The 12,877-nt window shown below is 65.4% G+C and carries 13 protein-coding genes and 1 pseudogene; 4 read left to right on the top strand and 10 right to left on the bottom strand.

Annotated elements, in window-relative coordinates; all coding sequences use genetic code 11:
* Positions 1–459 precede the first annotated feature (459 nt).
* From C7G42_RS34665 to fliI, 6 genes are all read right to left on the bottom strand, one after another.
* Positions 460–1,677, bottom strand: a complete 1,218-nt coding sequence (locus tag C7G42_RS34665; protein ID WP_106953307.1) for an NAD(P)/FAD-dependent oxidoreductase — start codon at positions 1,675–1,677, stop codon at positions 460–462.
* Positions 1,678–1,795: 118 nt separating this feature from the next.
* A complete protein-coding gene (locus tag C7G42_RS34660; RefSeq protein WP_106953306.1) occupies positions 1,796–2,755 on the bottom strand; it encodes a helix-turn-helix transcriptional regulator in 960 nt (319 codons plus the stop codon).
* A gap of 268 nt (positions 2,756–3,023) precedes the next feature.
* On the bottom strand, positions 3,024–4,073 hold the full coding sequence (locus C7G42_RS34655; RefSeq protein WP_106953305.1) for an anti-sigma factor: 1,050 nt from the start codon (positions 4,071–4,073) through the stop codon (positions 3,024–3,026).
* A 37-nt stretch (positions 4,074–4,110) separates the two neighbouring features.
* Positions 4,111–4,656, bottom strand: a complete 546-nt coding sequence (locus C7G42_RS34650; RefSeq protein WP_106953304.1) for a sigma-70 family RNA polymerase sigma factor — start codon at positions 4,654–4,656, stop codon at positions 4,111–4,113.
* 182 nt (positions 4,657–4,838) lie between these two features.
* Complete coding sequence (gene fliJ / locus C7G42_RS34645; protein ID WP_008138882.1) at positions 4,839–5,258, bottom strand: flagellar export protein FliJ; 420 nt, start codon at positions 5,256–5,258, stop codon at positions 4,839–4,841.
* Positions 5,259–5,391: 133 nt separating this feature from the next.
* Positions 5,392–6,717, bottom strand: coding sequence for a flagellar protein export ATPase FliI (fliI, locus tag C7G42_RS34640; protein ID WP_106953303.1), 1,326 nt, complete (start codon positions 6,715–6,717; stop codon positions 5,392–5,394).
* 436 nt (positions 6,718–7,153) lie between these two features.
* Between fliI and ctrA the strand changes: the two genes are divergently transcribed.
* From ctrA to C7G42_RS34620, 4 genes are all read left to right on the top strand, one after another.
* Entirely contained in the window at positions 7,154–7,855 is a 702-nt protein-coding gene (gene ctrA / locus C7G42_RS34635) for a response regulator transcription factor CtrA (RefSeq protein ID WP_015688285.1), read from the top strand.
* Between the two features lie 162 nt (positions 7,856–8,017).
* Positions 8,018–8,422 (top strand): DUF350 domain-containing protein, encoded by a 405-nt coding sequence (locus C7G42_RS34630; protein ID WP_106953302.1) that lies wholly within the window; start codon positions 8,018–8,020, stop codon positions 8,420–8,422.
* A gap of 1 nt (position 8,423) precedes the next feature.
* On the top strand, positions 8,424–8,807 hold the full coding sequence (locus tag C7G42_RS34625; protein WP_106953301.1) for a hypothetical protein: 384 nt from the start codon (positions 8,424–8,426) through the stop codon (positions 8,805–8,807).
* A 3-nt stretch (positions 8,808–8,810) separates the two neighbouring features.
* Positions 8,811–9,971 carry a glutathionylspermidine synthase family protein gene (locus C7G42_RS34620; protein ID WP_106953300.1) on the top strand — a complete coding sequence of 387 codons (1,161 nt, stop codon included), beginning with the start codon at positions 8,811–8,813 and terminating at the stop codon, positions 9,969–9,971.
* Positions 9,972–10,151: 180 nt separating this feature from the next.
* On the opposite strand, the gene C7G42_RS34615 is transcribed toward C7G42_RS34620, so the two are convergent.
* The 4 genes and pseudogenes from C7G42_RS34615 to C7G42_RS36080 form a co-directional block, all read right to left on the bottom strand.
* Positions 10,152–11,024 carry a CheR family methyltransferase gene (locus C7G42_RS34615; RefSeq protein WP_106953299.1) on the bottom strand — a complete coding sequence of 291 codons (873 nt, stop codon included), beginning with the start codon at positions 11,022–11,024 and terminating at the stop codon, positions 10,152–10,154.
* Positions 11,021–12,217 carry a protein-glutamate methylesterase/protein-glutamine glutaminase gene (locus tag C7G42_RS34610; RefSeq protein ID WP_106953298.1) on the bottom strand — a complete coding sequence of 399 codons (1,197 nt, stop codon included), beginning with the start codon at positions 12,215–12,217 and terminating at the stop codon, positions 11,021–11,023. The genes C7G42_RS34615 and C7G42_RS34610 overlap by 4 nt, the downstream gene beginning before the upstream one ends.
* Before the next feature lie 75 nt (positions 12,218–12,292).
* The gene (locus tag C7G42_RS34605; protein WP_007600538.1) at positions 12,293–12,658 is read right to left on the bottom strand and encodes a response regulator; all 366 of its coding nucleotides are present in this window, start codon (positions 12,656–12,658) and stop codon (positions 12,293–12,295) included.
* Between the two features lie 75 nt (positions 12,659–12,733).
* Positions 12,734–12,877 (bottom strand): annotated as a pseudogene (locus C7G42_RS36080) (chemotaxis protein CheW); the annotation flags it as partial.

The raw sequence follows: 12,877 nt of genomic DNA, 5'->3' as shown, positions 1-12,877 counted from the left end.
ACCACAAGACTTGGCGCACAGACCCCGGGCGCCAGGACCACACGATTTTGCCGTACGCCGATCACACCGGTCGTGTGCGCGAGGTGTTTCGCTCACGGTTGCCCGCCCTGCAAAACCCTTCGCGCCGATGCGATCTGCGTCCACCGCCGCCCGGCCCGCGTTCGTGACGATCGCGATACGCCCCTCTTCCTTGGGCCGGGTTGAGGCGACACATACGCCGTTTCCGAATTTCGGTAAAGTGGAATATTTTTGACCGAGCGCGTTGACGACCAATTGGGTGTTTTGCCCGTCGGGCAACGCGATATCTTGTAGCCCGGATGGAGCGAAGCGTAGTCCGGGAGCCGTGCAAGCGGGTACGCTCCAGATTTCGCTGCGCTCCATGCGGGCTACGGCGCTGCGTGCTATCTCTGGAATACTGGATCGTCCGCTTTCTCGGACGATCACACCAGATATGTGGGACTACCGTACCCCATAGGTCGGCGGCGGCGCCTGCACGGTTGGCGCAGCCGCGGCGAACAGCTCATCTTTGCTGCCCGTCAGCGGCGGATAAATGCGCTTGCGGTTGATGGTCTCTTTGGTCGCCTTCGCGGGCTTACCGGTGGTCCGCACCTCGCGATCCCAGCCTTCCGTATAGAGCGCGCCCCAGCTGCCGAGATCGAGCACGGTCACGTACCAGTCGATCCGCAGCGGCAGCATCGGCAGACCGGCGAGATCCGCCACGACGTTATGGCCGGCAAAGCGGCCCATGGGCCGGGCGAACTGGCAGGACATCACCGTCGGATGCAGCCCGTCGACCACGCTCGAGGCGACGTCGCCGGCGGCGAACACACCCGATACGTCCGCAACCCGCATGAAGGGATCGACCAGCAGCCGCCCGAAGCGATCGCGCCCGCTCGCAAGGCCCATCGCAAGCCGGCTTGCGCGCATCCCCGCGCACCAGATCACCGTCTGCGTCGGAATGAACTCGCCCGAGTTCAAGCGGACGCCCGCGGCCTCGATGGATGCGACACGCGCGCCGAGACGTGTCTCGACGTCGAGTGACGACAACGCCGTCTCGATGACGGGGCGCGCATGCGCGCCGATGGTGGCGCCGACCGTCGGATTGGGATCGACCAGGATAATGCGGCGATTACCAGTGATGCCGGCGCGCGCCAGTCTGTCCGGCATCTCGGCCGCGACCTCGATGCCGGTGAAGCCGGCGCCGACCACCACCACAGTCGAACGCCCCGGCGATGGCGCGCTGCGGCCGAGCGAGATCAGATGATCCTCGAGACGGAGCGCCGCGGCATAGGTGTCGACATCGAACGCATGCTCGGCAACACCAGGAATATCCGGCCGCATAAGTTCGCTGCCAAGCGCCAACACGAGACGATCGTAGGACAACACCTCATCGCCGTTGCCGGTCACCAGCGAGATCTGGCGCCGCACCGGATCGATAGCCTCGGCCTCGCCGATGCCGTGCGTGACGCCGATCGGATCCAGCAGCTGCGCAAGCGGCAGCGCGACCTCGCTGAGATCGGCCTCGTAATTGCGCACGCGGATGTTGTGATAGGAATTGCGATCGATAACGCGAATTTCGATGTCATTGTTGGCGCCGATCTCGTCGCGCTTGCGTGCGGCACCGATAGCCGCCCACAGGCCTGCAAACCCTGCGCCGAGCACGACAATACGCGCCATGTCCGTTGACTTCGTCGCTATCCGAGGGATTCCGGTGATCTGTCTCCGTCGACAGATATAGCTCATTCGCTCCGGACGACCAACTGCCGCAGTAGGCGCCGCGGCATGAAATGGCGCCTCACGCCTCGCGCAGGTCCGACGGTGTCGCACCAAAACGCTTGCGGAAGGCGCGGTTGAAATAGGACAGGTCGGAAAAGCCCGAGGAATGCGCGATGTCGCTGATCTTGCGCGCCCTGGCGCGGGGATCGCCGAGCAGTTTTCGCGCCTGGAGCAGGCGCTGCTCGAGCACGAATTCGGTGAAGGTGGTGCCGGCCTGCTCGAACAGGCGTTGGGCCTGGCGCGGGCTCAGGCCCGAGCGCGTCGCGATCTCGGACAGGCAGAGATCGTTGCGGCCGAGGGCTGCCATCACATCGGCGCGCATCAGGTCGAGGCGCGCCGCCGCATGGCCGCGGCCGCGGGCGAGGCTTGCGTGCTCGGGATCGGTGCCGAGCAGGAGGCCGACGAGATCGACCATGTGCTGCGCGGTCAGGCGCTGGCCGACCGCGTCGAGGTGCGGCGCGTGATTGGCGGCAAGCGCATGGTAGCGGAAGATGGTCTCGGCAACCGCACCGTCGACGAGCACTTGCGACAGCTTGTCCTCGGCGCGCGGATGGATGTCGAGCAGCGCGCGGCGCGGCATGCGGATGCTGGTGAAGCGGTCGTCGTCGGTGTGGCCGACGGTGCCGGTGATGGCCATGTCGACCAGCACCATCTGCGCGGGCGCAAGCTCCACGGTGTGGCCGTTCTGCCCGACACGGACGAGGCCGGCATGCGCGGCGATCAGCACGAGGTCGTCGCTGCCGTCGGCAAGGTGGCTCTGGGTGCGGGAATATTGCGCGGAGGCGCCTTCGGGAATGGCGAGCGCGATGTTGTCGACCACGCTGACCTGCAGCCGGCAATCGATGCTGTCGCCACGGCTCGGCCCGATATCGAGGCCGCAGGTGCCGAAGGCCCGCTCGCGCCAATGTTCGAACGCCGGGCCTTGCGGCAGTCCGGTGTATTGGTGAACGAAGATGCCCGGCGTTCTGGCTGCATCCATCTGATTTCTGGCCCTTCCGCGGCTCCACAATCGGCGGCGCCGACTTCCAATTCCGGGGATTGGACGCCCCGAAAGGCGGCAAGGTTCAAATCGGGGGCGGATTCAGGGGGATTTGTCGGGATGCGACGGCGGGAGGGACCGTGGCGACAAGAACGCGGGTGTAGCCGGCATGCGCGACCGCGACATGCGGGAACAGTCGACCCGGATGTCGCTTCCGCCTTCGCTCTCCGAGCTACGGCGGACAAGCCGCTCATCCGGGCTAAGGGACCTATTTCTTCGCCGGCGCCTGCGGCTGGGGCGGAGGCACCGTCTCGATCAGCTTGCCCGAAAACACCGGGGACGAGGTCGGCCGGCCGTCGGGCGAACCGCCGGCCTGCTCGACGGTGACGGCGTAGGTCGCGCCGTTGACGACCTCGGAATCATAGGAGGCGAGCAGCTGTCGCGCGGTGAAATCACTGGCGCCGATTACGCCGAGCGAGCGCGGGCGCGGCAGCTTGTCGGAGATCAGCCAGAGCTCGAAGCTCTTGCCGGGCTCCGGCGTCGCGCCGACTTTACGCACGGTGAAGTTCTTGGTCGCGCCGTCGATGGTGAGGATGAAGGCGGGACCGCCGGCCTGGCCCTGCAGAAGCGCGACATATTGCGCCGCTGCGGTGAGCGGCGCGGCCGGCGTCTTCACTTCCACCGTCTGGATGCGCGGTGCGGGACGCAGCGCTCCCGGCAGCGCGTCGGGCAGGAAGATCTGGAGCGACAGCGTCACCAGCAACGCGGCCGCGAGCGCGCCGACCGCGGATGCGATTCCGCGCCAGCGCTTCACGCGGCTCTCGAGATAGATCACGTTGGTGTCGTCGACGATCGGCACCTGCGGCGTGTGGACGACTTGGGGATCGGGCGCGTGGACCTGCGGCATGAACACTGGCGCGATGTCGCCAATGGCATCGGATTCGGAGCGCATCGGCTCGGGTTGCTCTGCTTCGGCAGGCTGCGGCTCCGGTGGCGGTCCCTGCTCCGACGGTGCCTGCGGCGGCGCAGCCTCGACGGGCGTGATCGGTGGCGGCACGATTTCGGCCAGACCGGGCGGCTGCAGCGTTTGCGCCGTGCGCGCGATCTCGGACCTGATGTTCTCCCACACGACCTGACGCGGCTCGACCGAGCCGACCATTTGGTTGAGCGCTCCGAGCCGATAGGCCCAGGCCTGCACGATGTCGGCGAACGCCGGGTCCACCGCCATCATGGTCTCGACCTGCGCGCGCTCATCGGCATCGAGCGTACCGAGCGCATATTCCGCGGCGAGCGCGATATGGTCGTCCGTGTAGGCCATCAATTGCGGTCCAGAACCACCTTCACAGTATAAGCCCTCACAGTCCGAGGCACTCCCGGATATCCAGCATGCTGCGCCGCAGCCACGTCTTCACGGTGTTGACGGGAGCAGCGAATTTCTCCGCCAATTGCTCGCGGCTCCAGCCGTTGTAATAGGCGAGAAGCACGAGCCGCTGACGGTCCGGCTCGAGCCGGCCGATGCATTCCAGCAGCCGCTTCAACTCCTCGGTCATCTCCCGGCGCGCCAGCGGATCGGGGCTGTCGGCCGCCACCTCCATGGCCTGCGGCTCCTCCTCGATGGAGCTTTCCGTCTTCTTGCGCACGATGTCGATCGCGCGGTTGCGCGCAATCGAGACCATCCACGTGATCGGCGAGGCCAGCGCCGGATTGAACCCGGCAGCGCCGTTCCAGATCTTGACGTAGGTCTCCTGAATGACCTCCTCTGCGAGATCCTGTCGGCGCAAGATACGGAGCACGACGCCAAAGAGTTTCGCGCGCGTGGCGGCGTAGAGGCGCTCGAACGCGGCCTGATCGCCCTTCGCCACCGCCTCGATCAACCCGACCAGCTCAGCTGGCGTCAGCATTCAGCCTCCCGACACGCGGGCCATCGCGTTCCGCGCAGGCCCCGGCACTTCGCTACCATAGCGCGCGGCCAAGCCGACCACCAAGGGGTGCGGCGCCACACTGTGGACATCACACGCGAAAACCCGGACCTTGCGGGTCCGGGTTTCACAAATTCTCAGGTGCTTTGGCGCTGGCTCTGTCTTCAGGCGACCGCGCCGATGCGGGCGCGCATCAAGCCGATGCTATCGAGGTCGGCCTGCTCGCGGGCGTTTTCCTCGGCGCGTTCGCGGGCCTGGTCGCGCTCGTCCAGGAGCTCGACCTTCTTGAGTTCCTCGAAGGCCTCGGCCAGCGCGGCCTTGGCTTCGTCGAGCTGGCCCTTGAGCTCGTCGGCCGAGCGGGTCAGGTTCTCGCGGCGCTGGATCGCGGCCTTGGCATAGGTCGGATAGGCGAAGTGCGAGGGATCGTTGATCCCGGCACGCTCCTGCTCGGTCGTGATCTCGCGCTCGAGATCGGTCGACATCCGCTGGAAGTCGGCGATCATGGTCTCGATCTGGGTGACCCGGCGGCGCTTCTCGTCGACCTGAAACTTCTTCAGGCGGATCAGGGTATCTCGTGACTTCATCGACTCGTACTCCCCAGAAGTCCCGCCGCTGCACGTGGGACGATACCGGTCATCCCACTGGCCCGACAGGGGCCAAGACTTGGGCCAAGACCGGCTCTGCTACTCTGTGGGATGGGATGATGACCGGACAAAGTTAGCGTTCCGTTTCCAAATTACCGAGGATATGAGCCAATTGGCCATAGCCGTCCGCGAGTGATGCTCTCTCGTCCTTGCGTTGGCGCAGGAAGGCCTCCAGCGGCTCGTGCAGGCGGATCGCCTCGTCGACCTCGGGGCTGGAGCCGGCCCGATAGGCGCCGAGCCGGATCAATTCCTCCATGTCGGCATAGGTCGCCATCACCGCCCGCGCCTTCTGGATGACGGGCCAGAACTCCGGATCGGCCGATTTCGGCATGGTGCGGGAGACGGATTTCAGGATGTTGATGGCGGGATAGCGGCCGCGCTCGGCGATCGAGCGCTGCATCACGATGTGGCCGTCGAGGATGCCGCGGACGGCGTCCGCGATCGGCTCGTTGTGGTCGTCGCCGTCGACCAGCACCGTGAAGATCGCGGTGATGGCGCCCTCGCCGAGGCCCGGTCCGGCGCGCTCCAGGAGTTTCGGCAGCTCGGTGAAGACGGTCGGCGTGTAGCCCTTGGCGGTCGGCGGCTCGCCGGCGGACAGGCCGATCTCGCGCTGGGCCATGGCAAAGCGCGTCACCGAATCCATCAGGCAGAGCACGTCCTTTTCTTCGTCGCGAAAATATTCGGCGACCGCGAGCGTCAGATACGCCGCCTGGCGGCGCATCAGCGCGGGCTCGTCTGAGGTTGCGACCACGACCACCGAGCGCGCGAGGCCTTCCTCGCCGAGGTCGTCCTGCAGGAATTCCTGAACCTCGCGACCGCGTTCGCCGATCAGCCCGATGACGCTGACCGCGGCGTCGACGTTGCGCGCAAGCATCGACAGCAGCACCGATTTGCCGACGCCGGAGCCTGCGAAGATGCCCATGCGCTGGCCGCGGCAGCAGGTGAGGAAAGTGTTCATCGCGCGCACGCCGAGATCGAGCGGAGCGCCGACACGCTTGCGCGAATGCGCCGGCGGGGGCGCATTGCGGAACGGCATCGGCGAAGCGCCTTGCGGCAGCGGTCCCTTGCCGTCGATCGGCTCGCCCAGCGCGTTGACGACGCGGCCGAGCCAGGCCTCGCAGGGCCGCACCAGATTGGCGGCGTTGGCGATGACGGCCTTGCAGCCGCGACGCACGCCGTCGAGGCCGGCGAACGGCATCACGACGGCATTGTTGCCGGAGAAGCCGATCACCTCGCAGGGGATCGACCGGTTGGCGCCGGTCTCGATCACCAGCCGCGCGCCGACCGACATCGCATGGATCGGCCCCGCCACCTCGACCATCAGGCCGCGAACGCCGACCACACGGCCATAGATATTGATGCCGTCGATGTCGCCGATCTGTTCGGCCAGAGCCTTCATCGGTGGACCTTCATTAAGAGGCGCGCCTCATCCCCAGGGTCACCCTTTGCGATCCCCGGGACTTCACGGTGAAAACCTTAAGTTTCGCCATATTTCTGAACGGAGCTTAACTCCGTGTTTACCCGCATCGTTAATCATTGCGTCACTGTCTTTGTGACTGAGCGTGACTCCCCTTCAGAAGAAGGCTGAGTCGCGGGAGTCGGTTAGGCCCGTCTCTTAAAGTGGAACTTGAACGGAGCTGGGTGACGAAAGCTGCTTCACGCGCAAGACCTTAGGGCGATTCGACAAAAATTGCACCGGGGGGACTTGCGTTCCAGAATCAGGATTTGTTAACCATCTGTTGTCAGGATCCGAATCAGTTGTTCAAAGGCGTTTTGTTGAGTGCCGCGAATGCGGCCGACCTGACGCCCAGGAGCGGCGACTATGGGGAACTGGCATGCGCGTTTTGCTGATTGAAGATGACAGCGCCGTCGCGCAGTCGATCGAGCTGATGTTGAAGTCTGAGAGCTTCAACGTCTACACGACCGATTTGGGGGAAGAAGGCGTCGATCTCGGTAAATTATACGATTACGACATTATCCTTCTCGACCTCAACCTGCCCGACATGTCCGGCTACGACGTGCTCAAGCAGCTCCGGGTCTCCAAGATCAAGACACCGATCCTGATCCTCTCCGGCCTCGCCGGCATCGAGGACAAGGTCAAGGGTCTCGGCGTCGGCGCCGACGACTACATGACCAAGCCCTTCCACAAGGACGAGTTGGTGGCCCGCATCCACGCGATCGTGCGCCGCTCCAAGGGTCACGCCCAATCGGTCATCCAGACCGGCGACCTCGTCGTCAACCTCGACACCAAGACGGTGGAAGTCGGCGGCCAGCGCGTGCACCTGACCGGCAAGGAATACCAGATGCTGGAGCTGCTCTCGCTCCGCAAGGGTACCACCCTCACCAAGGAAATGTTCCTCAACCATCTCTATGGCGGCATGGACGAGCCCGAGCTGAAGATCATCGACGTCTTCATCTGCAAGCTCCGCAAGAAGCTGGCCAACGCTTCCGAGGGACGCAACTTCATCGAGACCGTGTGGGGCCGCGGCTACGTGCTGCGCGAGCCGCACGAGCAGGAAGAGCGAATTCCCGCCTGATCTTCTGGGTTTACGTCGCAAGCCCTCCCGGCTTGCTCCTCCCAGCCTGGACCCCGCCGCAAATGGCGGGGTTTTGTTTTTGGGGGACACCTCATCCCTCGCTTAACGTTGAACCGCTATCCTCCTCCGGCCGACGAATGGTCGCTGCACGATGGGGGAACGATGATCCTGCAATCACTGGCCGGCCTGCCCGCCTTCCTGGTCTATTTCTGCACCGGGCTGATCGCGATCGTGGCGTATCTGTTCGTCTACACCCGCATCACCGCGCATAACGAGTTTCAGCTGATCCGCGACAACGAGCCGGCCGCCGCGATCGCGCTCGGCCTCAGCCTGCTCGGTTTCGTGGCGCCACTGGTCAGCGCCATCGCGCATTCGGCCAATGTGCTGGACTGCCTGATCTGGGCGACGATCGCGCTGATCGTGCAGGTCATCGTGTTCTTCCTCGTCAAGGTCCCGGTGCCGAACCTGTCGGCGCGCATCTCTGCCGGCGAGCTTGCGCCGGCGATCTGGCTCGGGCTGTCCTCGCTCGCCGCGGGCCTGCTCAACGCCGCCTGCATGATCTACTGAGATGGCCGACACACCGTCCAAAAAGCAGTTCGGCAAGCGCCGGCCGGTCGCCGAGCCGACGCCTCCGCCGACGAAACGCTCCGGCCATGTCGCGCTGCTGGTGATGGGCACGATCGCGGTCGGCACCACCGCCTACACGCTGATGCCGCGGCAGACTTGCGAGCCCACGCCCGGCGCCGTGCCGGGGCAGACGACCACGACCTGCACAGGCAGAAGCAGCAGTTCGTCAGGCGGCGGCAGCTCGCGCTGGTCGTCGCGATCGAGCTTCTTCAGCAGCGATTCCTCGAGCCATTCCGCCTCGGCAACGTCGTCCGATTCCGGCCACAGCAGCGTCAGCCGCGGCGGCTTCGGCTCGTTCGGCCATGGCTTCTCCGGCGGCGGCTGATCCATGCAGCGCATCAACTGCCTGGAGCGCGACGACTGGCGGGAGACCGCGGCGCAATGCGGCTTCGCCTTCCACACCATCGACGGCGAACGCTACTGGGACGAGCGCGCCTATTACGGCTTCACGCTCGACGAGATCGAACGCGGCATCGAGACGCCGACCGGCGAGATCGAGGCGATGTGCCTGGAGCTCGCCGGCCGCGTGATCGCCGATGAGCGTTCCTTGCGGCGCTTGCAGATTCCGGAAGCGTTCTGGAGTTTGATCGCCGAGAGCTGGCAGCGCGACGACCCCAGCCTCTATGGCCGGCTCGACCTGAAGTTCGACGGCAAGTCGCCGGCCAAGCTGCTCGAATACAACGCGGACACGCCGACCTCGATCTTCGAGGCCGCGGTGTTTCAATGGACCTGGCTCGAGCAGGCGATCGAGCGCCGCATCGTCCCGGTGCGCGCCGATCAGTTCAACTCCATCCATGAGCGATTGATCGCGGCGTGGAAGGAGATTGCAGCCGGCCGTCACGTTCATCTCACCGGCACCACCGACAACGCCGAGGACGCAGGAACGCTGGCTTATCTCGAAGACACCGCACGCCAGGCCGGGCTCTCGACCAGGCTGCTCGACATCGGGCAGATCGGCTGGCGCGACGAGCCCGGCGGCTTCGTCGATCTCGACGAGGCCGACATCGCGCTCGCCTTCAAGCTCTATCCCTGGGAGTGGATGTTCCACGATGCGTTCGGTGCGAAGCTCAGGGACGCGCCGACGCGCTGGATCGAGCCGCCGTGGAAGGCGGTGCTGTCCAACAAGGGCATTCTGCCGCTGCTGTGGGAGATGTTTCCGAACCATCCAAACCTGCTGCCGGCGTTCTTCGAGGACGATGCGCGGGCAGCGGAGCTCGGCACGTCGTATGTCCGCAAGCCGCTGCTGTCGCGCGAAGGCGCCAACGTCACGCTGGTGTCCGGCGGCATGTTGCTCGACGAACAGGCCGGTCCTTACGGCGCCGAAGGCTTCGTGCGGCAGGCGCTGGCGCCGCTGCCGAATTTTTCGGGGTTTTATCCGGTGGTCGGAAGCTGGCTGGTGAACCACGCACCGTGCGGATTGTCGATCCGCGAGGACGAGAGCCCGATCACGGGCAACCGCTCGCGGTTTCTGCCGCATGCGATTTTGTGAGTGAAAGCCTTCTTCCTTCTCCCCCTTGTGGCAGAAGGTGGCGCGAAGCGCCGGATGAGGGGTTGCTTCAGCGAGCTCAAACGCGAACCGTTCATTCGCGGAGAGAACCCCTCACCTGTCTCGCCGCTATCGCGGCGAGCCACCCTCTCCCACAACAAGGGGAGAGGGTTAAGAAGCAACTCACCTCGCCGCGGCGAGCTTCAGCGGCTGCGGCATCAATCCGCCCATGGGGCGGCCGGAGCGCGCGGGATTGAGCTGGTAGAGACCGCGGCGGTCCGCGATGGGGCGGAACGCGTCGGTGATGCCGACGACGGATTCGGCAGCGCCGAGCAGCAGCGTGCCGTCGGCCTCCAAGCACTTCGCCATGCGTTCGAAGATCACCGCCTTGGTGTCCTGATCGAAATAGATCAGCACGTTGCGGCAGAAGATCACGTCGAACGTGCCGAGATGGGAGAAGTCCTGCAGCAGATTGAGCTGGCGAAACTGCACCATCGCGCGGATGTCGGCATTGAGCTGCCAGACCTCGCCGGTTTGCGTGAAGTACTTCATCAGATGCTGGATCGGCAGGCCGCGCTGCACTTCGAACTGGCTGTAAAGGCCGGCCTTGGATTTCTCCAGCACCTCCTGCGACAGGTCGGTGGCGACGATCTCGACGCGCCAGCCGGCGAGGGCGGCGCCCATCTCCTTCACGCACATCGCGATCGAATAGGGCTCCTGCCCCGTCGACGACGCCGCCGACCAGATGCGAAGCGATCTGCGCGCCGCGCGCGCCTGGATCAGGCCCGGCAGGATGGTCTCGCGCAAATGATCGAACGGGATCTTGTCGCGATAGAAGAAGGTCTCGTTGGTGGTCATCGCTTCGACCACGTCGGTCGCAAGCCGGCCGTCGCCGTTCCTGATCTTCAGCACGAGATCGGGAATGCCTGATAGGCTCGCCTTGCGCGCCAGCGGCAACAGCCGGCTCTCGACCAAATACTGCTTGTCGGGCGACAGATCGAGGCCGGAGCGCTCTTTCAGGAACTTGCGCAGATAGTCGTAATCGGTGGGTGTCACGCGCGATCTCCCGCGAACAGGCGGTTGACCTTGGCGCCGATCTGGTTGAGCGGCAGGATCGCCGCGCAGATGCCCGCATTGGCCGCCGCGCCCGGCATGCCCCAGACCACGCTGGAGGCTTCGTCCTGGGCGATGACGTTGCCGCCGGCGGCGACGATGTCCTTGCCGCCGCGCATGCCGTCCGAGCCCATGCCGGTCAGGATCACGGAGAGGATGGCGCCGTGCCAGATGTCGATGGCTGATGTGAAGAGCGGATCGACCGCGGGCTTGCAGAAATTGACGGCGGGGCCGTCGTCGAGCGCGATCACGGTGTCAACGCCGCTGCGCGCCACGCGCATGTGCTTGCCGCCGGGGGCGAGATAGATGCGTCCCGGCTTCACCGGCTCGCCATCGACCGCCTCGGCTGCCGGCCGGCGGCTCGAACGCGCCAGATGCTCGGCAAGGATGGTCGTGAAGGTCGGCGGCATATGCTGGGTGATCAGCACGGGGACGCGGTCGATCACCGGGCCGAGCTCGGTGACGAGCGCCATCAGCGCCTGCGGACCGCCGGTCGAGGAGCCGATCAGCAGCACCTTGGGGGCCTGCGACGAGAACGGACGCGTGGTGATCCCCGATGCCGATTGCGGGTACAGGGACGGGGCCGGCGTGGGCGCGGCAGGCCGCGCAACGGGACTGCGCTGGGCCGGAGCCGGGCTCGCGGGGGCCAGCGGCGGGCTAGCGACCGCGGGCCTGCGCCGCAGCCGCGCACCAAGATGGCGAATCTTCTCGATCAGGTCGTGATGAAAAATGTCCGCGGCCGACGCCTCGCGCGTCGATTCCGGCTTCGGGATGTAATCGGCCGCGCCGAGCGACAGCGCCTTGAAGCTGATCTCCGCGTTACGGCGGGTCAGCGTCGAAGCCATGATGATGACGAGATCGCGCTTCTTCGCCAGCAGCTTCGGCAGCGCCGATATGCCGTCGAGCTCGGGCATCTCGATGTCGAGCACGGCGACGTCGGGGTTGATGCGTTCGATCTGGTTGACCGCCTCCAGCCCGGTCCGCAGCGAGGCTGCGACCTCCATGTCGTGCTCGGCGCCGACCCAGCGCGAGATCAGACCGCGGATGACGACGGAGTCGTCGACGATCATCACCCGAAGCGGCCCGGCTTCGCGCGAGCCCGTCGGGGCGGAATTTCCTGCGAACGCAACACTCATTACTCACCAACTCAGACTGAAAGGATACAGTTGAAAACAGGCACCGAAGGATCCGTTCCAGCCTCCGGCGAAGGCTCAGATAAGTCCGACTTCCTGGAATTTCGCCGTCACGATGTCCTTGTCGAAGGGCTTCATGATGTACTCGTTGGCGCCGGCATGCAGCGCGCGCGCGATATGCGCGACGTCGTTCTCGGTGGTGCAGAACACCACCTTGGGCTGGTCGCCGCCGGGCATCCGCCTGAGATGGCCGAGAAACTCGTAGCCGTCCATCACGGGCATGTTCCAGTCGAGCAGCACGGCATCGGGCAGGCCGCGCTTGCAGGCCTCCAGCGCCTTCTCACCGTCCTCGGCTTCGAGGATCTGGAAGTCGAGGCCCTCCAGGATCCGGCGCGCAACCTTGCGGATGACGCTGGAATCATCAACGACGAGACAAGTCCGCATGTGAACCTCTGCTTCCCTCCCCCTTTTGCGGGGGACGCTTCCAATTGCAAGTCCGTCGGCAGCGATGCCGCCGTATCAGGCCGCCATCATCTCGGGCGCGAGTTCGAGGACGCGATCGACGTCGAGGACGACCATGAGCTGGCCGTCGAGGCGATGCACGCCGCCGGCGAGCTTGGCCATGCGCGGGTCGAGGTTGACGGGGTTTTCCTCCATGCCGGC

Source organism: Bradyrhizobium sp. MOS003, from assembly GCF_003020125.1.
In the GTDB taxonomy this organism is placed as follows: Bacteria; Pseudomonadota; Alphaproteobacteria; order Rhizobiales; family Xanthobacteraceae; genus Bradyrhizobium.
Note: the sequence above shows the minus strand (reverse complement) of the source record. Positions and strands in the feature narration are given on the sequence as shown.

Coding starts and splice junctions, on each gene's coding strand:
- C7G42_RS34610 (WP_106953298.1), bottom strand. CDS start 12,217: ATGAGTGTTGCGTTCGCAGGAAATTCCGCCCCGACGGGCTCGCGCGAA.
- C7G42_RS34625 (WP_106953301.1), top strand. CDS start 8,424: ATGGCCGACACACCGTCCAAAAAGCAGTTCGGCAAGCGCCGGCCGGTC.
- C7G42_RS34605 (WP_007600538.1), bottom strand. CDS start 12,658: ATGCGGACTTGTCTCGTCGTTGATGATTCCAGCGTCATCCGCAAGGTT.
- ctrA (WP_015688285.1), top strand. CDS start 7,154: ATGCGCGTTTTGCTGATTGAAGATGACAGCGCCGTCGCGCAGTCGATC.
- C7G42_RS34650 (WP_106953304.1), bottom strand. CDS start 4,656: ATGCTGACGCCAGCTGAGCTGGTCGGGTTGATCGAGGCGGTGGCGAAG.
- C7G42_RS34655 (WP_106953305.1), bottom strand. CDS start 4,073: ATGGCCTACACGGACGACCATATCGCGCTCGCCGCGGAATATGCGCTC.
- C7G42_RS34620 (WP_106953300.1), top strand. CDS start 8,811: ATGCAGCGCATCAACTGCCTGGAGCGCGACGACTGGCGGGAGACCGCG.
- C7G42_RS34660 (WP_106953306.1), bottom strand. CDS start 2,755: ATGGATGCAGCCAGAACGCCGGGCATCTTCGTTCACCAATACACCGGA.
- C7G42_RS34665 (WP_106953307.1), bottom strand. CDS start 1,677: ATGGCGCGTATTGTCGTGCTCGGCGCAGGGTTTGCAGGCCTGTGGGCG.
- fliI (WP_106953303.1), bottom strand. CDS start 6,717: ATGAAGGCTCTGGCCGAACAGATCGGCGACATCGACGGCATCAATATC.
- fliJ (WP_008138882.1), bottom strand. CDS start 5,258: ATGAAGTCACGAGATACCCTGATCCGCCTGAAGAAGTTTCAGGTCGAC.
- C7G42_RS34630 (WP_106953302.1), top strand. CDS start 8,018: ATGATCCTGCAATCACTGGCCGGCCTGCCCGCCTTCCTGGTCTATTTC.